15 protein-coding genes are annotated in these 18,740 nt (G+C 41.5%); 5 read left to right on the top strand and 10 right to left on the bottom strand.

Translation table 11 applies throughout. The annotated features are described in order from the left end of the window. The first annotated feature begins 60 nt into the window (after positions 1–60). Positions 61–1,755, top strand: a complete 1,695-nt coding sequence (locus IQ274_RS09110; RefSeq protein WP_194142049.1) for a serine/threonine-protein kinase — start codon at positions 61–63, stop codon at positions 1,753–1,755. A gap of 99 nt (positions 1,756–1,854) precedes the next feature. Next, positions 1,855–3,996, top strand: coding sequence for a serine/threonine-protein kinase (locus IQ274_RS09105; RefSeq protein ID WP_194142048.1), 2,142 nt, complete (start codon positions 1,855–1,857; stop codon positions 3,994–3,996). A gap of 336 nt (positions 3,997–4,332) precedes the next feature. Here IQ274_RS09105 and IQ274_RS09100 read toward each other — a convergent pair whose 3' ends face one another. Next, entirely contained in the window at positions 4,333–5,103 is a 771-nt protein-coding gene (locus IQ274_RS09100) for a GNAT family N-acetyltransferase (RefSeq protein ID WP_163939522.1), read from the bottom strand. A gap of 577 nt (positions 5,104–5,680) precedes the next feature. On the opposite strand from IQ274_RS09100, the gene IQ274_RS09095 reads away from it, so the two are divergent. Further along, positions 5,681–6,052, top strand: coding sequence for a DMT family transporter (locus IQ274_RS09095; RefSeq protein WP_163931863.1), 372 nt, complete (start codon positions 5,681–5,683; stop codon positions 6,050–6,052). 59 nt (positions 6,053–6,111) lie between these two features. Here IQ274_RS09095 and IQ274_RS09090 read toward each other — a convergent pair whose 3' ends face one another. Further along, positions 6,112–7,080: a threo-3-hydroxy-L-aspartate ammonia-lyase gene (locus IQ274_RS09090; RefSeq protein WP_194142078.1), complete on the bottom strand. Its 969-nt coding sequence runs from the start codon at positions 7,078–7,080 to the stop codon at positions 6,112–6,114. A gap of 207 nt (positions 7,081–7,287) precedes the next feature. Here IQ274_RS09090 and IQ274_RS09085 point away from each other — a divergent pair, with 207 nt between their 5' ends. Both IQ274_RS09085 and IQ274_RS09080 read left to right on the top strand, forming a co-directional pair. Next, the gene (locus tag IQ274_RS09085; protein ID WP_163931868.1) at positions 7,288–8,100 is read left to right on the top strand and encodes an SDR family NAD(P)-dependent oxidoreductase; all 813 of its coding nucleotides are present in this window, start codon (positions 7,288–7,290) and stop codon (positions 8,098–8,100) included. 246 nt (positions 8,101–8,346) lie between these two features. Beyond that, complete coding sequence (locus IQ274_RS09080; protein ID WP_194142047.1) at positions 8,347–8,547, top strand: heavy-metal-associated domain-containing protein; 201 nt, start codon at positions 8,347–8,349, stop codon at positions 8,545–8,547. Positions 8,548–8,799: 252 nt separating this feature from the next. Here the strand turns inward: IQ274_RS09080 and IQ274_RS09075 are convergent, their stop codons facing one another. The 8 genes from IQ274_RS09075 to IQ274_RS09040 form a co-directional block, all read right to left on the bottom strand. Next, positions 8,800–9,762 (bottom strand): general stress protein, encoded by a 963-nt coding sequence (locus tag IQ274_RS09075; protein ID WP_194142046.1) that lies wholly within the window; start codon positions 9,760–9,762, stop codon positions 8,800–8,802. 265 nt (positions 9,763–10,027) lie between these two features. Continuing rightward, positions 10,028–11,128 carry a 3-deoxy-7-phosphoheptulonate synthase gene (aroF, locus tag IQ274_RS09070; protein ID WP_194142045.1) on the bottom strand — a complete coding sequence of 367 codons (1,101 nt, stop codon included), beginning with the start codon at positions 11,126–11,128 and terminating at the stop codon, positions 10,028–10,030. A 402-nt stretch (positions 11,129–11,530) separates the two neighbouring features. Then, complete coding sequence (trpD, locus tag IQ274_RS09065; RefSeq protein WP_194142044.1) at positions 11,531–12,622, bottom strand: anthranilate phosphoribosyltransferase; 1,092 nt, start codon at positions 12,620–12,622, stop codon at positions 11,531–11,533. 220 nt (positions 12,623–12,842) lie between these two features. Then, the gene (gene trpB, locus IQ274_RS09060) at positions 12,843–14,072 is read right to left on the bottom strand and encodes a tryptophan synthase subunit beta (RefSeq protein WP_194142043.1); all 1,230 of its coding nucleotides are present in this window, start codon (positions 14,070–14,072) and stop codon (positions 12,843–12,845) included. 165 nt (positions 14,073–14,237) lie between these two features. Beyond that, positions 14,238–15,053: a tryptophan synthase subunit alpha gene (gene trpA, locus IQ274_RS09055; protein WP_194142042.1), complete on the bottom strand. Its 816-nt coding sequence runs from the start codon at positions 15,051–15,053 to the stop codon at positions 14,238–14,240. A gap of 48 nt (positions 15,054–15,101) precedes the next feature. After that, positions 15,102–15,449 carry a hypothetical protein gene (locus tag IQ274_RS09050; protein ID WP_194142041.1) on the bottom strand — a complete coding sequence of 116 codons (348 nt, stop codon included), beginning with the start codon at positions 15,447–15,449 and terminating at the stop codon, positions 15,102–15,104. A gap of 81 nt (positions 15,450–15,530) precedes the next feature. Further along, positions 15,531–16,358, bottom strand: a complete 828-nt coding sequence (trpC, locus tag IQ274_RS09045; protein ID WP_194142040.1) for an indole-3-glycerol phosphate synthase TrpC — start codon at positions 16,356–16,358, stop codon at positions 15,531–15,533. Positions 16,359–16,429: 71 nt separating this feature from the next. Further along, positions 16,430–18,634: an anthranilate synthase gene (locus IQ274_RS09040; RefSeq protein WP_194142039.1), complete on the bottom strand. Its 2,205-nt coding sequence runs from the start codon at positions 18,632–18,634 to the stop codon at positions 16,430–16,432. Positions 18,635–18,740 lie beyond the last annotated feature (106 nt).

Here is an 18,740-nt window from a genome sequence, read left to right as displayed (position 1 = left end):
GAAAATGAGGGTATGCCCGTTGTAGTCATCCAATAAAACATTAATTTATCCTTCAGCACCATGCAACTCTATTGCAGTAGACAACACACAAATAATGGTAGTAACCGCTTTTGTACCCATTGTGGTGAACCATTACCTCTTGCTGTGGGACAGGTTGTGGATAATCGCTATCAAATTATCCGTCATTTAGGGCAGGGCGGCTTTGGACGCACCTATTTGGCCGAGGATATAAATCAATCCCATCGAACCTGTGTGCTGAAGGAATTTGCACCCCAAGTACAAGAACATCAAGATTTACAAAAAGCTAAAGAGTTATTTGAGCGAGAAGCCAATGTTCTGAAAAAACTCCAGCATCCACAGATTCCGCGTTTTCACGCCTCGCTACAAGTGAAAATAGGCACTAAAGATTTTTTCTTTCTAGTACAAGATTATGTGGATGGTGACAATTACTACCAATTATTAGAACAACGCGAGAGCCAAGGCAAAACTTTCAGTGAAGAGGAAGTAATCACCCTAATGCAACAGATTTTACCTGTATTAGCCTACATCCACTCACAAGATGTTGTTCACCGTGATATCTCTCCTGATAATTTAATTTGGCGGCGTTCTGATAATCTACCCGTGCTGATTGATTTTGGTGGTGTCAAGCAATTGCCTGCTTCTCAAGGTTTTTGGCAGACTAAGTTGGTTGGGAATAATACTTTGCTGGGTAAAAAAGGCTACGCTCCAGAAGAGCAGCTACGGCAAGGGAAAGCATTTTTTAGTAGTGATTTATACTCTTTGGCGGTTACGTCATTGGTGTTGCTTACAGGGCAAGAACCGCAAAAATTATACGACAGCTACCAGGGAATTTGGGGTTGGGGAAAACAAATCCGAGTTAGTCCCAAACTGGAAGCGGTGTTAAAAAAGATGGTAGCTTATAAACCTAGCGATCGCTATCAACGAGCCGAGCAAATCCTCAAAGATTTACCATCGTCAAGTGCGATTAAATCAACTGGCAATTCGATTACCACCAAGATTAAGACGATGGTAGTTGCTCCGGGAAGACAACGCGCCAGCGCTATTGTGAGTAGATTCCAGAACAGAACGCAAGCAATCGCTAAACCGATATCCTTCCCTCTTTGGATTCGTCCTTTTATGATGAGTTTAGGGGGAACAGCTTTAGTTGTCTTAACCGGCGCAGGTGCTTGGGGGGTAGTAAATGCAGTCATTCGGAGCGTATCTTCAATTACCATCCCATCAATTTCATTACCGCAAATTCCCCAGTTCCCAAGCGGTAAACCAGGTGGCGAAAAAGGAAAAAATCCTAATCTCCAAGAAATTATCAGTCGTCGCCAACAGCTAGAAATTACTGAAGGATTTTTTATTCCCTTCGTAGATGATTTATTTTATACAAAAAAACCAGAATTAAAGGGACGTAGCCTGACATCTAAACCTGAAGACGCTGGTTTACGAGATGAATGGTCTGGTATCGCTGACGATTTATTGAATAAAATAGAACAGGCAAAGCTCAGTACAGAAGCTCGTCAAAAATTAGGTAAATATAGTCAAAAAGATTACGATACATGGAGACGACAAGTGCGATCCGGCCAATTGGGGAACTATACACTTGAGCAACTGAACAAAGACACAAATGAAAAATTTGATCGGTTGTTTCCTGGTCAGGAGCGTGGGAAACTGAATCAAAAGACCTTCGGTCAAATTTGGTATGCGATCGCTGCCGATCAAGTCAGTAAACTACAATCTGGCAAGTAAGGGGACTGGTGACTGGGGACTGGGGACTGGTGACTGGGGAAGAGTCACAAATAACTAATGACAAATGACCAATGACAAATGACAAATGACAAATGACAAATGACCAAAATATATTGTTATAAAGGACATGAAAATTCCCCAGGTAGTCGCTTTTGTCTCCAGTGTGGTGAAAAATTGTCGGGTGCGCCCATGAGTTATAGTATCCAACCGGGACTAACTTTAGGCGATCGCTATGTAATTGTGCGTCAAATTGGCCAAGGTGGCTTTGGACGCACTTATTTAGCCGAAGATGTCAACCGTTTCCGCGAACTTTGTGTTTTAAAAGAATTTTCCCCTCAAGTTCAAACCGCTTACGTTGTTCAAAAAGCAGAAGAACTGTTTGAGAGAGAAGCGAGTGTTCTCTATAAACTGCAACATCCGCAAATTCCCCGCTTCCGGGAACTGCTGCGGCTAAACTTAGGGGGCAAAGAATATCTGTTTTTGGTACAAGATTATGTAGAAGGGGAAACTTACAATTCTTTGTTAAATGCGCGGTTACAGCAGGGTTTGCGCTTTACAGAGGCAGAAGTACGCCAATTGTTGCAGCAAATTTTGCCAGTGTTGGAATACATCCACTCACTGGGAGTAATTCATCGAGATATTTCTCCAGATAACTTAATGCTTCGTACTGTTGACAAACTGCCAGTTTTAATTGATTTTGGCGGTGTCAAACAAGTAGTAGCAACCGTAGCTTCCGAATATTACCAACCCGGTATGGTTGCATCTTCCCCATCACCAACCCTATTAGGTAAGGTAGGATTTGCACCCCCAGAACAGATGCAAACTGGGTTAGTATCTCCCCACAGCGACTTATATGCTTTGGCTGCAACAATGTTGGTTTTACTGACAGGGAAACAGCCACAAGAATTAATTGATACCTATAATCTTACCTGGCAGTGGCGACGAGAAGTAAACGTGAGTCCGATTTTGGCACAGGTATTAGATAAAATGCTATCTGCCAGACCAAGCGATCGCTATCAATCAGTTCGTCAAGTAATCGAAGCCCTCAACCCGCCCCCAGCTAACTTTCCCCCAACTCAATATCCCACTCCACCACAACCCACATCCGCCACTGTCGCCGTCTCCCCGCCTCCCCCATCCTTCTCACCTCCCCCCTCTCCCTCTTGGTGGACACCAACAAAAACTTTCTTAGTAGCGGCGGCGGTAGCTGGTAGTGTTGGATTAATTTGGTGGGGAGTGAATAGCAGCCGCAACGATATCGGGGAAGTTCAACCAACTCCCACAGCCAGCCCGACTCCAACCAGTAACCAACCAACTGATCCTTTAGCGCAATATTCACCAGCAGAACGGCAGCGTAAAGAAAAATTAAACGATCGCCGTCAACAGTTGGGGATTAACTCTAACTTCTATGTGAACTTGGTGAATCAAGTTTTTTGGGACAGAAACCCCAGTGTAAAAGGGCGCACTCTCAGCGATGGGACTGAAGATGAAGGTTTGCGCGCAGAATGGGATAAAACAGCGTCAGAATTACTGGAAAAACTAGCACCCCTGAGTTCCAATACCCGCCGACAACTGGGAACTTATACAAGCGCTGAACGCGATCGCTGGAAAGTGGAAGTCAACAAAATCAACGTTGGTAGTCGTTCTTTGTATGATTTGGGAGACGCTGCATTTTTAAGCGTATTCTCTGAACAACGTGGTAAAGATTTCCGAGATCAGCCCATTGGACAAGTTTGGTACGGTTTTGTTAGCGATAAACTCAGTGCGATCCTATCCGGTAGCGCTTTCCAGAAACTTGTCTTTGATCCAGGTGCTACTGGCAAAACAGTCAGTGGTAATCTTCAACCTGGTAGTGGCAAAGTATTTATTGCTGGACTTGCTAAAAATCAATCTCTGGAATTGAAACTACAAGCAAATTCCCAAGTTTTGTTATCAGTCTATTCACCCTCTGGCAAAATCCAATTCTTAGAAGATTCTACCAAGCGTAGTTTATCAACTAAATTACCAGAAAACGGATTTTACGAGTTTGTCGTGGTTTCCACAGCATCGAAACCAGTAGACTATGAACTCACCGTTACAGCAGAAAATCCCACTCCTCCCCCATCGCCAACACCTACACCAACCTCTACACCCACGGAAACATCCACGCCTGAACCAACACCAACACCAACTCCCACAGAAACCCCCACACCTGAACCGACACCTACGCCTAGTGCTGAGGTGACTCCCCAGAAGAATTAAAAATATCGAGGAAACCCAAGTAAGGTGACAATTAACACTATTCTGCTATAAGACTTATATTTGATTGCGCTTCTTTCCTATTGCCTATTGCCTATTCAATACTTTTCGGTTGAGGGGGAAAGGGGAAAGAGAAAGGGTTTGAATTTCCCTTTCCCCATTGCCCTTTAACCTTTCCCCAGACCAAAAGAGAAATTATTGGGTTTAAACGAAAAGTATTGCTTGCCTCTTGCCTCTTGCCTTCCCACGCAAGTAAATATGGCTACGCTACGCTGTGCGAACAAAAATCAAAGCGGATTCTTATAGATCAGATTTTTGGTTTTTTTGCGCGTAGTGCGGCTAAACCCCAAATTGTACGCTATCAAATATGACTAAGAAATCAATGCCAAACTGCTTATTAATAGCTGGAAGACTACATACTTTAGCACCACTAGCTAAATATATTTTTAGAATATTAGGAATCTCAAGGTTAGATGGATCTAGATGTGATTCAGAAACTTCTAAGAAAGATTGTGAATTGGGATAAACCAAAATATTTGGATGCATAAGTGCATTTTGTTGAAAATAATTGTAAGCACAGCAAGCTACTAAAGGATCTTGTGTTGGTAATGATACACAACCAAGAAGATATTTACTTTTGGTAAAAGATAAATAATTATTAACTCCTTGCCAAAGCAATACAAATGTTTTAAGACTACGATATTTCTTTACTATGCATACACGTCCAAGTTCCACACTTAATTGAAGCACTGAATCGGTAATTACATTAATATTAAAGTACTTAGCAGAGTAAAAACCTAAGTTTTTAGATGCTATATTATAAGTTTGTAGTCGACAACTTCCAACTATTTGATTGGTTTGTTTGCAAATAATGATTAAATGATCAAAAACTGCATCAAAGTCGTCTTGATCCATCTGAGTCAAGTGAGAAATAGAGTATCCTACCCCTAGTTCAATATTAAAAACTTGAAAGCGCAACCTGAAAATTGATTCTAATTCGTCTTTGTTTGAAGCAAGCTTTAGGATATAGTTTTCAGTTTCGATTTCGGGTAAATATTTGAAGTAATCAGATGAAGAAGTAAGTTCGGATGCAGAACTAATGTTTATCATTGGATTTCGATAAGTGTAGATATTCAATATTGTGTCAGTGAAAGCGCAAATACTTAGAAATAATGCCTGACAAATCTTAGATTAGTGAATATTCTGATGTTGAATAGACATTCGATTTCTACTAGCTATGCTATGAAAAATCTCTACAAAACTAATACCTGAGATGCTATTTAATATTGTTAAATCTGTCTGTCAGAAATGGGGTTTACCCAATTAAATCGTTTTCAACTACTATAACTAAGCAGTAGAAACTAAAAATCTCAGAGTAAATAAACCACACTTAATGTGACCATATTTCTCAATGGATGATGCTAATATTTAAATTTTTAGCTGTTTTTATATAAAAAATCAAGTATTTTTATTGAGTAAAAAAGACGTAATTCTAGCGATTATGTCTTTTTTTTTTGAGTTAGAAGTTGCATTAATGTAGTTTTTTTTGAATTAAATCTTTAGGATTACTACTTATAAAAACATTAATATTTTTTATAAAAATTGATGGTTAAAATTGCAACTAATTTACTGAAGAGAATAACAGAGGTTATTTTTTGTGTCTGGGTTATAAAATTTTCTTGAAACTATGAAATTAATAATGCTTCATTTTTCACAATTACCTTGGTTAATTGTTACTATATCTGCTTTCTGCAATTGTCTTGGCAATATTCTAATAAAGCAGTCACGTTTAGCAAGTAATAATTCTAGTAGTTTTATTGTAACCATCACTTCTCCTTGGTTTATTGCTGGTTTGATTGCTTACTGTATAGGGTTACTTTTATTCGCCAAGGCACTAGATAAACTTCCAATTTCTATAGTAGTACCAACATCTCAAGGAATTGGATTTATTTTAGTTACTTTTATTTCCTATTGGCTATTTAAAGAAACTTTGACATTCAACCAAGTTATTGCAGTAAGTTTGATCTTTGCTGGGATTGTTGTCATAGCCTATCAATAATTCAGTATTAAACTACCACCCTGACAATCCCATTCCTTCAAAGGGTGGGAGTGTCAAAATCAACCAGAAAACAATTTACCAACTTGCGCCAAATCGACATTTCCACCACTGATGATGACACCAATCCTCGACTCTGCTGCTGTCACCACACCTTCAAGTAAGGCTGCGGCTGCAAGTACTCCGGTGGGTTCAACTACAATTTTCAGACGTTCCCATAAGAAAAACATGGTGCGAAGAATTGCTTCTTCAGATACCGTCACCATATCATCGACGTAATGCAGCACTAAGGGGAAAGTAATTTTACCAAGGCTAGGAGTCCGCGCACCATCGGCGATGGTATCAGGATTCTTGACAGTTTGCAGGGTTTTGGTGTGAAAAGAGCGGGTAGCATCGTCGGCAAGTGCTGGTTCTACCCCGATTACTTTACAATTGGGTAAAAGTGCTTTAGCTGCGATCGCACATCCTGAAAGTAATCCGCCACCGCCACAACAAACTAATAGCAAGTCCAATTCACCAACTTCTTGGATCAGTTCTAAAGCAGTTGTTCCTTGTCCAGCGACTACATGGGGATGATCGTAAGGGGGAATCAGTGTCAAAGAGCGCTCATCTGCTAAATTTTGGGCTAATTCTTCTCGGTTTGTTTCTTGGCGATTGTATAAAATTATCTCTGCACCATAGCCACGGGTAGCAGTTTGTTTGACAATGGGTGCATCATCAGGCATGACAATAGTGGTGGGAATATTGAGGAGTTTTCCAGCTAGAGCGATCGCTTGAGCATGATTTCCTGATGAATAGGTGATAACGCCTGTTTGTTTTTGGGCTACCGATAGTTGCGCTAAGGCATTGTACGCCCCTCTAAATTTAAATGCCCCGGTGCGTTGAAAGTTTTCGCATTTAAATAATACTTGGCTATTGGTGCGATCGTTAACCATTCTAGAAGTTAGCACTGGCGTGCGATGGGCAATTCCCAAAATTCGCTCTTGTGCTGCTTGCACATCAGTTATAGTAACGGAATTAGGTTGTGACATTAATGACATATTAAATATTTTTGCTCTTGTTTATATAGATACAGATTTTTATATTTGTGTCTATTATGCTTGATTGAAGCATACTCGTTTCAGGTAGATAGCATCATTTATTGTCTGCATAAAAATAGCTACAGCAAACATTATATATTGTTGTAGCTATTTTTATAGAACTTAAATTAATTAACTCACATTCGCCATTTTTCTAGCATGAATAAAACATCTGAAAGTCGGCAAAAAAAAACTGCTCTAATTACAGGAGCGGCTAGTGGGATAGGCTATCAATTAACCCAAATTTTTGCCCGTCATGGTTATAATCTGGTATTAGTGGATAAGAATGAACAAAAACTTACAGAAATCATAAATGAATTTCCGCAAAAGTTTGATATTTTTGTGAAAATTTTGGCTAAGGACTTATCTATCCCAACATCCCCAGAAGAAATTTTTAGAGAACTCCAGCAAGAATCGATCAAAATTGATGTGCTGGTTAACAATGCTGGCTTTGGTACTTATGGAGCATTTAGCGAAACAGACCTCAGTATTGAACTGCAAATGCTCCAGGTCAATATGGTGACATTGACTCATTTAACAAAGTTATTTCTCAAGGATATGGTCGAGCAAGACTATGGAAAAATATTAAATGTGGCCTCAGCAGCAGCTTTTCAACCGGGGCCTCTAATGGCAGTTTATTTTGCTACTAAAGCCTATGTCTTATCATTTTCAGAAGCGATCGCTAATGAATTAGAGGGTACTGGTGTTAGCGTGACTGTTCTTTGTCCTGGCCCAACAGCATCAGAATTCCAACAAACTGCTGCAATGGAAGATTCTAAAATTGCTAATGTTAACAGAATGATGGACACGGAAACCGTTGCTAAGATTGGTTATCGGGGTTTAATGAAAAATAAAACTGTTGTTGTTCCTGGGATGAGAAATAAAATATTGACCGAAAGCGTCAGATTTACACCCAGAAATCTAGTAACAAAGGTTGTGAGAAGTATGCACGAACTCAAAAAAAATAGGTAGCTCGATATCTTATCCTTTTTCAACTAAATTGCCAGAGTTACTTTCTTCACACAACAAATTGGACAAGGGCATCTACCAAAAACCAGATGGATTAGCCATCCAACAACTAATAATTTAAGTCTAGCTATTATTTATTACTATCCTAGGGATGCTCAATTCCCTGACTCTAGTAAGATGTTTATTCCTTGTCTCAACCGTTATTATTTTGATGAAATAGAAATAAAAGTTGATGAACTGAGGTAAGTAATGGCAATTAAATTGAAAGTTCCAGATATTAAAGGTGATGAGTGCGCCAAGAAAATAACTAAATCTATTTTGACGATGGAATCTGATGCCAAAGTAGATGTGAATGTTGATGATAAAACTGTAACTGTAGATGCTGCGGCTTCTGAAGAGTCGATTAAACAGATCGTTCAATCTGCTGGTTATACGATAGAAGGCTATTAATTACTTTATCTAAATCTCTTCAGAAATTTAGATGAATTAATTTAGTTTGCACAATTGCTTTGTTACATATTCGCCCGGTTTCCGGGCTGAATATTAATAAAGAGTATTTTCTCTTGTGACACGCTTGAAATACTTGGTTCTCGACTAAAGTTATAAGCTGCAACAGATACAGCTCAAGACTGGAGAATTTTGAAAGTATTGCTATATATTTGTTTGTTCTAACAAAATTATTAAAATTTCCAGTGCTAGTTGTCAAGAACGGATTAACATTGGGTCATAAATCTGAAATTCCTGAATTCCATAATTGCCTACAATAAAGCTAGCCTGTTCAAGTTCATTGTCTGTACCGCTAATAATGAGTATATAATTTCCTTGCTCAATTTGCTCGTTGTAAAAGCGTGCCCAATCATCTGCTATTCCTAGCCTCATCGCGTCAAAGCGCTCACTTAAATTAATATCAGTTGAGCCAATCAATTGAGAGAAATCTTTGCAAACTAAGGAAATCTGATTTGCTGAAAATCCTGCAAAATACATATCGTCAATTGCGGCTTTAGCATTATCTATATTATCAAAACAACTAATAGCATATTTGCTCAAAATCCCACTTTTATTAGGAATGGTAGTAGCGGAATTTGTTGTGGTCAGATAATTTGTAGGTAATTTTTCACTACTTAGAGGCTCGTAAATGCCAAACTCTTCAATACCCCAACGGTGTAGAATTGCCTCTACTTTAGCAATTTCAAAAGATGTACAATCCACGATTATGAAATAGTGTCCATGCTCTACTCGCTCGTTATATGATCTAGCTTGTTCTTCTGATATTCCCCAGCCAACTAGCGCACCAGCAAAAGTGCCAGTAGCAGCACCAATACTTGCACCAACAAGGGTTGTAACCAAAGCAGTTGCAGCTGCGCCAGCCAGCATTATTGGCCCAACTCCAGGGATTGCTAAAGTACCAAGACCTACTAATAAACCGGTCAACCCACCAACAGCGCCCCCTGAAAGCCCTCCTACTGTTGCACCTTCGTCGGCTTTATCACCAGTGCGCTCTTTAATTTCATCATCGGTAATCTGATGATTGCGGTCTGCATTCTGGACAATTACCGATACTTTTTCCATCGCCAAGCCAGAATCTCTCAACTCATGTAGCGCCTGTTCTGCATCTCGACGATGAGTAAATACGCCTACAACACGTTGATATTGACTTAAAATCATTATTACTCCTTGGTAGCAGGGGAAATTAATTTCCCATAAATCTAGTTTTTCATTACCTGTAATTTTAAATACAATTTGATTTAACTCGGAACTATCCTAAGTAATAAAAATCATTATGGTTAAGGCAAGAGACGCGATGAATCGCCGTCTCTACAATAATCAGTCTTTCGTGCTGATGAAAACCCGACCAACGGATTCTTTTTTTTAAAAAATCTGTTGATCGGGTTTAGCCATTCACAAAAAATTAGCTGAGATTACACTCTGTCTAGTTTGATACTTTTGGCGCGAAGAGAATACGGTTGTCCTTAATGCTATTAAATGCGGGTGTAGACCAGCGATCAACTACTTTGCCAATAATTGACATTTCTTGAACTAAGCGGTCAAATTTATCAGGGGTGAGAGATTGCGGCCCGTCAGATAAAGCTTTTGCGGGATTGGGGTGAACTTCAATCATCAAGGCATCTGTACCAGCTGCGATCGCAGCCATTGCCATCGATGGCACATATTCTGACCTACCAGTACCATGACTAGGATCGATCATAATCGGTAAATGGGTCAGCGATCGCAATACCGGAAGCACAGATAAATCTAAAGTATTCCGGGCATATTTACCATCAAAAGTTCTGATTCCCCGCTCACAAAGAATTACATTTGGATTGCCTGATGCCAAAATATATTCTGCTGCCATCAGCCACTCGTCAATTGTGGCAGACATCCCGCGCTTGAGCAGCACTGGTTTATCTTGAGCGCCTACCTTTTTCAGCAGCGAAAAGTTGTGCATATTCCGCGCTCCGATTTGGATTATGTCAGCGACTCTCGCCACTGCTGATAAATCCGCAGCATCCATCAATTCTGTGACGATACCCAAACCAGTAGCTTCCCGTGCTGCTGCTAATAAATCTAAAGCGCTTTCACCATAACCTTGAAAGGCATAAGGTGAAGTGCGGGGTTTGTAGGCTCCGCCACGGAGAAATTGCGCTCCTGCTGCCTTTACGCGCTTTGCGGTTTCGACAATCATCGCTTCGTTCTCAACGGAACAAGGCCCAGCTACCACCACAATCGGATGATGTTCGCCAAAATAGACATCACCGTTGGGTGTAGGTACGACAACCTCGCTGGCTTCTCCATGTCGGAATTCTCGGCTTACCCGTTTGAAAGGTTGTTGCACTCGTAATACTTGCTCAATCCAAGGGCTGTACTCTTGAACCTGTAATTTATCGATGCTAGTGGTATCACCAATTAGCCCTAGTACAACTTTATGAGTTCCAACACTTTTTTCTACGGTGACTTTCCAAGTTTCACTCAGTTCTTCGCTGATGCGGGTAATTTCCTCAGTAGGTGTACCATTTTTAAGTATAATAATCATCTGTTTTTCCTTGTGTAAGTTATTGGGTGTAATATATTGACCCCTCTCCGTTTCGGCTACGGTGTAAACACAAGTCTGAAATAGCTAGATTAACTAGGGTTTTACCCCACCCTAACCCTCCCCTTATAAAGGCTACGGTGTACACACATCTTTCTAGAAAACCAAAATCGTCGTAGATCCCCCTAAATCCCCCTTAAAAAGGGGGACTTTGAGAGCTTTTTGCCCCCCTTAAAAGGGGGGTTGGGGGGATCAAAAGCTTGTGGTGCAACTTTAGAAGACTTGTGTGTACACCGTAGCCTTATAAAGGGGAGGGAACTAGATTTCTTTTTTCCCCCCTTTATAAGGGGGGATTAAGGGGGGTAATTCGACTTGTGTGTACACCGGAAACGGAGAGAGGTTCGTCTAGTGCAAAAATTCAGCAAGTTGTTCTAGTTTTGTCCAAGCCGCGCCGCTTTGCAGAATTTCCTTCGCAAGGGCAATACCTTTGACGCAACCGGCTAAAATATCCGTTTCCCCATGAATGGCTTCACCAACTTGGAGTGCCAGGGCTGTATTTAAAGCGACAACATCCTGTTGCGCTTGCGTGCCTTTACCTTGGAGAACTGCCTTCAAGATTTCGGCATTTTCTTGGACATCTCCACCGTGCAATGCAGCAGTTGGGGCAAAATTCAAACCAAGTTCTTGAGGGTTCAGCGTTAGAGAACGCACCTTTTTATCTTGGAGTACAGCTAAATCGGTGACATCTGCTAAACCAGCTTCATCTAAACGTTCGCGTCCGTGAAGTGCGATCGCTTGTTGACATCCCAATTGCGATAAAGCTTGCACAATCTCCTCTAGTAGAAGCGGATCGTTCACACCAATAATCTGCCCCGTTGGTCGCATGGGATTTACTAGCGGGCCGAGTAAGTTAAAAACAGTCCGCACTTTCAAAGTTTTTCGCAAATTAGCGATCGCTTTGAGTGCAGGATGCCAACCCGGAGCAAACAAAAAGGTAATTCCCACGTCACCCACTGCGGCTTGCACTTTCTCAGGAGTGGCGTTGAGATTTATCCCCAAAGCTTCCAGGACATCAGCTGAACCAGTCTTGCTAGATGCCGAACGATTTCCATGTTTAGCAACTTTTACCCCGGCGGCGGCAGCAACAAAGGCGACAGCAGTGGAAATATTAAAGGTAGAAGCACCATCTCCACCAGTTCCGCAGGTATCAATTAGGGGGTCTGGGTACTGGGTAGTGGGTACTGGGGATTGGGATTGTAAGACACTGGCCATGCCTACTAATTCTTGTGCTGATACGCCTTTAGCTTGAATGGCGCTTAAAATCGCTCCTGATAGGACATGGGGAATGGCATCTGTGAGCCAACCTTGCATCAAATCTTTAGCTTGGGAAACCGTCAACGATTGCCGATTTAACAACTGTTGTAATAAAGCTGGCCAGTTGTAGAACTCAGAAGTGACGGGGATGTTGTCAAGTGAGGTTTTAGTTACAGCTATCATATTTATTGGGCATTGGGCATTGGGCATGGGGTATCAATACGGTTCGGTTAGCTTGTTTACCCTGCGAAGATCCCCCCAACCCCCCTTAAAAAGGGGGGCTAATTTCCTCGTTTACCCCCTTTTTAAGGGGGTCGCCACAGGCGGGGGGATCTTATCCGAACCGTATTGCATGGGGCATGGGTCATTGGTCATTTACGAAGGACAAATGACAAATGACAAATTAAGGAATCAGAACTTTGGCGACGGTTTGTACATCTTTGTCACCTCTACCAGAGCAATTGATGACGATGCGGGGATTGCCTTTTAATTGAGGACAAAGGGTTTCGAGATATGCGATCGCATGAGCAGTTTCCAAAGCTGGGATAATTCCCTCTAGTTGCGAAAGTCTTTGAAATGCTTCTAACGCCTGTTTATCAGTCACACTGTAATATTCAGCGCGACCAAGATCCTTTAAATAACTATGCTCTGGGCCAACGCCGGGATAATCTAATCCGGCACTTATGGAATGAGCTTCGATGACTTGACCATCATCATCTTGCAGTAAATAACTCATTGCACCATGCAATACACCTATTCTTCCCTTTGTCAAGGTAGCAGCGTGTTTTTCTGTATCTACACCTTCACCCGCCGCTTCCACTCCAATTAGACGTACCGAAGATTCATGGACAAATTCATTGAATAAGCCGATCGCATTGGAACCTCCACCCACACAAGCCAGTAAAATATCTGGTAATCCTCCCCATTTCTCCTGGGATTGAGCGCGAGTTTCTACACCAATTACCGCGTGGAAGTCACGGACAATCATCGGGTAAGGATGAGGCCCGGCAACAGAACCAAGGATGTAATGGGTTGTTTCTACATTTGTCACCCAATCCCGAATTGCTTCGGAAGTTGCATCTTTGAGAGTTCCCGTACCCGCCTCTACTGGACGAACTTCTGCACCCATTAATTTCATGCGGAACACATTCAGCGATTGGCGTTCCATATCGTGGATGCCCATGTAAATCACGCATTTCAAACCAAACCTAGCACATACAGTTGCAGTGGCTACACCGTGTTGTCCTGCGCCTGTCTCGGCAATAATCCGTTGCTTACCCATGCGTTTAGCTAGCAAAACTTGAGCTAAAGCATTATTAATTTTGTGAGCGCCTGTATGATTTAAATCCTCACGCTTTAAATAAATTTGTGGCCCCGTGCCATCTGGTCTAGCGTAGTTTGTTGTCAGGCGTTCAGCAAAATATAATGGGCTGGGTCGTCCGACGTAATCGCGCAGTAGGTTTTGCAGTTCTGCTTGGAAACTCGGCTCGTTGCGATATTTTTGAAATGCTGCTTCTAACTCACTTAATGCAGGCATTAAGGTTTCGGGGACGTATTTACCGCCAAATCTTCCAAATCTGCCCAAAGAATCTGGTTGGACAGTTGCAGTCTTGATGTCTTGTATGCTTACCACTGGTTAAAATCCTTTTACGTTCAAATATATTTTTGAAAACTTGCACTACAGTCAAGATTCGCTTTGTATTTCCTTCTTGGCGTCCTTGGCGTCTTGGCGGTTCGTTATTCTTCCATCGAACCGCCAAGACGCCAAGGACGCAGAGAGAAGAGAAAGCTTTTTTACTTAGCGTTTTTGCAGGGATACTGGAGTAATTGCTGCTTTCAGTTCCCGACAAAGCTTTTCTACAGCTTGTAATCTTTCGGTTGGGCTACCTTCGGCTAACCGTTTGACAAAGGCACTACCAACAATCACCGCATCTGCTCCCCATTCCCTTACTTGATGCGCTTGTTCTGGCCCGGAAATACCAAAACCAACGCCGATGGGTTTATCGGTGACGCTTCGCAAGTCGGTAATTAAATCTTTTACGCGGTCTTGGATTTGAGCGCGGATACCTGTAACGCCTGTAACACTTACCAGGTAGATAAAACCTTGAGATTGACGAGCGATCGCTAAAATTCTATCTTTAGAACTGGTAGGAGCTACGAGTAAAATTACTTCAATCCCAAAAGATGCAGCAGTCTGGATTAATTCTTCTGCTTCTTCTAAGGGTAAGTCTGGCACTACTAAGCCTTGCACCCCAACAGCAGCAATTTGGGCCAAAAATGTCTTAATACCCCGGTGCAAAATAGGATTGTAGTAAGTAAATAGAATTATCGGTGCTTTCAGGGTGGGAGTTACAGCTTCCAACATCTCTAATACTTGTTCTAATTTCGTGCCTTTTTGCAAAGCGCGAGTTGCTGCTGCTTGAATTACAGGCCCATCTGCAAGAGGATCGGAGTAGGGAATGCCCAACTCGATGAAGTCAGCGCCGTTGCGATCTAAGATACGTAAAGCTTGGGCAGTGGTTTCTAAGTTAGGATCGCCTGCTGTGATAAAGGGGATTAAAGCACACTGTTGGCGAGCGCGTAAAGTTTGAAAGGAATCAGAGATAGAAGTCATTTTGAAAAATAGTTGATGATTAGTTAATAATTCTGGAAAAATCAACATTTAGGAATTAGTGATACCCACGCTATATTTGTTGTTGTTGAGTCTTTTAGCTCCGTTAACGAGTCTTTGATACTCGTGAATGAGTCTTTTATCTCCGTCAGCGAGTCTTTGATACTCGTGAATGAGCCTTTTATCTCCGTCAGCGAGTCTTTGATACTCGTGAACGAGTCTTTTATCTCCGTTAACGAGTCTTTTATCTCCGTCAGCGAGTCTTTGATACTCGTGAACGAGTCTTTTATCTCCGTCGGCGAGTCTTTTAGCTCCGTTGTCGAGTATTAGAGCTTCATTTTTTGAAGTATTAATATAGCGCTTCTCGCTTGGATGCAATACATTTTGACCTCTCTCCAAACCTCTCTCCTTTTAGGAGAGAGGCTTTGAATCTTACTCCCCAACGCTAGCTCTTAAGGGGCTGGGGGTTAGGTTTGTATTCTAAGAAAGCCTTAAAAGACTCCGCGTAGCTTTTTCTACATCGCTTTGTTTAACTAAAGATTCTCCAACCAGAACCGCACGCACACCAGCTTCAGCGACAAGAGATAAATCAGCAGGTGTATACAGTCCAGATTCACTGACGACAGTGATATCCAAGCTTTGCAAATATTGCTGACGCTGTGCTAAAAGTTGCTGGGTTATTCCTAAATCAACCGTAAAATCTTCTAGATTGCGATTGTTGATTCCTACTAAATGTAAGTCATCAAGCTTAAGAACTCTATCCAGTTCAGCCAATGTATGGACTTCTACCAGTGCATTCATGCCCAAATCATGAATTACTTGCAAAAAGTTTTGCAGTTCTTGGTTTGATAAAATAGCAGCAATCAACAAAACTGCATCTGCGCCTGCTGTCCGTGCTAGATAGATTTGATAGGGGTCAATGATGAATTCTTTGCACAGTAGGGGTAATGCAACGTGCGATCGCACATTACGCAGATTGTCAAAACTGCCCTGAAAAAACTTATGATCGGTGAGGACTGATAGACAAGCTGCACCACCTCGTTCATAAGCTTGAGCGATCGCTACTGGGTCAAAATCAGCCCGAATAATCCCACGGCTGGGTGATGCCTTTTTTACCTCAGCAATTAAGCTAGGTTGGTTGGGATTTTGTTGTAAAGCAGCTAAGAAATTTCGGACACTTGGAGCCGTAATTAACTGCTGTTGCAAAGAAGCTAAAGGAAATTCCTGTTGCATTTGTGCAACTTCTTGCCTTTTATGCAACACAATCTCTTCAAGAATATGGCGAGAAGCGGTAACTTGGTTAGTCATAATCTGTTAACAGGGAGCAGAGGGCAGGGAGAATGACAAATGTCAAATGACAAATGACAAATGACAAATGACTAATGACCAATGACTAATGACTCTTCGATGTGCGTATATGCACGCACCACATTTTTAATGATTTCCAGACCAACTTCTCCCGCTAAAGTCATGATTGATTCTGGATGAAACTGAACGGCGGCGATGGGAAGTGTCTGATGTTCAATGCCCATAATTACGTTGTCATCAGAAATCGCTGTCACTTTCAGTTCTTTCGGTAAATACTGCGGGAGAGCAAATAATGAGTGATATCTACCCACGGTAAAGGATTCTGGTAAATTCTTGAAGGTAACGGAATCGGAATCAGTAACGAAAATCCGTGAAGATTTCCCATGTTGAGGATAGTTGAGAACTCCCAATTGTCCATCAAAAGCTTCAACAATGCTTTGTAGCCCTAGACAAACTCCAAAAATGGGAATTTTGCGATGAAGAAGCGCCCCGACAGTCTGGGGAACCCGAAAATCACTTGGTCTACCAGGCCCAGGAGATAAAACAACTAAGTCAGGGCGTTCTGTATCGAATAGCGATTCTGAGAAACCATGACGTAATGTGGTGACGCTTGCACCAGTTTGGCGAATGTAATTAGCTAATGTATGAACAAAAGAGTCTTCATAATCTATTAGTAAGATGCGTTTGCCAGTTGCCGCACAAGGGAGGATTTTAGCTGATTTTCGAGAACTGGATTCATCAATTTTGTAACTGCTTTGCTTAACACGGCGAATTGTTTCAAATAAAGCAGCAGCTTTGGTGATTGTTTCTTGTTCTTCTGCTTGGGGTATGGAGTCATAAAGGACAGTCGCACCAACTCGGACTTCGGCGATGCAGTCTTTTAATCGGATTGTCCGCAGAATTAAGCCAGTATTCAAATTCCCATTGAAATTTAAATAACCGACTGCTCCACCATACCAACGTCGGGCGCTACGTTCGTGCTGTTCAATAAAATCTATTGCGGCTTTTTTGGGTGCGCCGGTGACTGTAACCGCCCAAGTGTGGGAAAGAAAGGCATCTAAAGCATCAAATTGCGATCGCAGTGTCCCTTCAACATGATCTACTGTATGAATTAAATGGCTGTATAATTCAATTTGGCGACGACCAATCACTTGTACTGAACCAGGTTCACAGATTCGAGATTTGTCATTGCGATCGACATCAGTACACATGGTCAACTCAGCTTCATCTTTATGCGAGTTGAGTAAATGACGAATTTGCACTGCATCGTCAAGAGCATCTAGTCCCCGGCTAATAGTGCCACTAATGGGACAAGTTTCTACCCGCTTCCCTTCAACTCGCACAAACATTTCTGGAGATGCGCCAATTAAATATTCTCCACCTAAGTTAAAAATAAACCCATAAGGACTAGGATTTATATCCTTTAAAGTTTCAAATAGTTTGCTGGGTTCATCTTCATAGCCTTCAAAAAAATTTTGGCTAGGAACAACTTCAAATAAATCGCCTCGGCGGAAATAATCGAGTGCAGACTCAACTTTTTTGGCATATTCGCCTACTTTATGGTCAGCAGTTTGATTAGGGGTAAGATGTTTTCCGCGATAATCAAGAGACTCACCTGTTCGAGGCAGATTTTTTGTATTGCCGTGCGCTGTTTCAAACTCATATTGTAGACGAAATGCGCGTTGTTGATAGTAATCAACAACTATCAATTCATCAGGGAGATAAAGCACCAAATCACGCTGATCTGTAGGACGTTCTAGACGTTGGGTAATTGGTTCAAACTGAAAAACTAAGTCATAACCAAAAGCCCCATACAATCCTAAATGCTCATCTTCTGGGCTAGAGAAAGTATGTAGAATTTCGCGGACAACTGTAAATGCTGAAGGTTGTTTACTGCGTTCTTCTTCAGTGAATAATCTCTTACTAGATTTAACAAAGCCGACAATATTGTTATTGTCTAGGGTAACTTTCTCAAGTTGGATTGAGTTGGATAAACACTCTAATAGCAATGGTAGAAGTACTTGACCGCGTTCATTCAACGCTATCAAATTGAAAGCATTTTCCTGTGTAGTTAATTCCAATGGTGGATTGACAAATCCGATCGCCCATCTTTTATATCTGCCTGGATATTCGTAGCTGCTTCTTAGCAAACCGCCACGCTGAGAATTTAAATGAAACAGAATATCTTCGAGGGCAGTGTCCATCTTCACTTCGGTGATCGAGCGAGAAACAATTACGCCGCCAAGGGTTTTATAGGAACGGGAATTAAAAATCATCGGTAATTTCTCTGTAAGAGTGATTAGTCAAAAGCTATTAATGATTATTAGTAGTTATTTATAGGCAGATAAAAAATTAGATGATTCAATATCAATCCAAATCAAG

Origin of the sequence: Nostoc sp. LEGE 12447, assembly GCF_015206985.1 — a bacterium.
Classification (GTDB): Bacteria; Cyanobacteriota; Cyanobacteriia; order Cyanobacteriales; family Nostocaceae; genus Nostoc.
The sequence above is the reverse complement of the archived record's forward strand: the minus strand, read 5'-3'. Positions and strand labels throughout refer to the sequence as shown.

Bases quoted from the DNA above. Each gene is read 5' to 3' on its own strand.
- IQ274_RS09110 (WP_194142049.1), top strand. From the start codon at position 61: ATGCAACTCTATTGCAGTAGACAACACACAAATAATGGTAGTAACCGC.
- IQ274_RS09105 (WP_194142048.1), top strand. From the start codon at position 1,855: ATGACCAAAATATATTGTTATAAAGGACATGAAAATTCCCCAGGTAGT.
- IQ274_RS09100 (WP_163939522.1), bottom strand. From the start codon at position 5,103: ATGATAAACATTAGTTCTGCATCCGAACTTACTTCTTCATCTGATTAC.
- IQ274_RS09095 (WP_163931863.1), top strand. From the start codon at position 5,681: ATGAAATTAATAATGCTTCATTTTTCACAATTACCTTGGTTAATTGTT.
- IQ274_RS09090 (WP_194142078.1), bottom strand. From the start codon at position 7,080: ATGTCACAACCTAATTCCGTTACTATAACTGATGTGCAAGCAGCACAA.
- IQ274_RS09085 (WP_163931868.1), top strand. From the start codon at position 7,288: ATGAATAAAACATCTGAAAGTCGGCAAAAAAAAACTGCTCTAATTACA.
- IQ274_RS09080 (WP_194142047.1), top strand. From the start codon at position 8,347: ATGGCAATTAAATTGAAAGTTCCAGATATTAAAGGTGATGAGTGCGCC.
- IQ274_RS09075 (WP_194142046.1), bottom strand. From the start codon at position 9,762: ATGATTTTAAGTCAATATCAACGTGTTGTAGGCGTATTTACTCATCGT.
- aroF (WP_194142045.1), bottom strand. From the start codon at position 11,128: ATGATTATTATACTTAAAAATGGTACACCTACTGAGGAAATTACCCGC.
- trpD (WP_194142044.1), bottom strand. From the start codon at position 12,622: ATGATAGCTGTAACTAAAACCTCACTTGACAACATCCCCGTCACTTCT.
- trpA (WP_194142042.1), bottom strand. From the start codon at position 15,053: ATGACTTCTATCTCTGATTCCTTTCAAACTTTACGCGCTCGCCAACAG.
- trpC (WP_194142040.1), bottom strand. From the start codon at position 16,358: ATGACTAACCAAGTTACCGCTTCTCGCCATATTCTTGAAGAGATTGTG.
- IQ274_RS09040 (WP_194142039.1), bottom strand. From the start codon at position 18,634: ATGATTTTTAATTCCCGTTCCTATAAAACCCTTGGCGGCGTAATTGTT.